This window comes from Photobacterium sp. DNB22_13_2 (assembly GCF_052873915.1).
On record NZ_JBNNXU010000070.1, the window covers coordinates 1 to 359 of the forward strand.

Consider the following 359-nt stretch of genomic DNA (forward strand, 5'->3'; position numbering starts at 1 on the left):
ATGGTGGTCTGGGGCCGCCGCTCGGATCGCCTGAAGGAGCGCCGCTGGCACACCGCCATCCCCATGCTGCTGATCGGGCTGGGCCTGTTCGGCACATCGCTCAGTGGGTCGTTGATGCCCACCATGGTGATGCTGTGCGCGGTGCTGGTCGGGGCCTATTCGTTCAAGGGGCCGTTCTGGGCGCTGGCGTCGGGCATGCTCTCCAACAGCGCGGCGGCGGCGGGGCTGGCGACCATCAACGCGATCGCCAACCTCATCGGCGGCGGCCTGATGGTGAACGTGTACGGGTGGGTCAAGCAGGCGACGGGCAGCTATGCGCTCGCATTGATGCCGCTGGCCGTGCTGACGCTGGTAAGCGT

The 359-nt window shown here is 67.7% G+C and carries 1 pseudogene; it reads left to right on the top strand.

The features are described 5' to 3' along the window. A pseudogene (locus tag ACVA58_RS27825) lies at window positions 1-359 on the top strand (hypothetical protein); the annotation flags it as partial.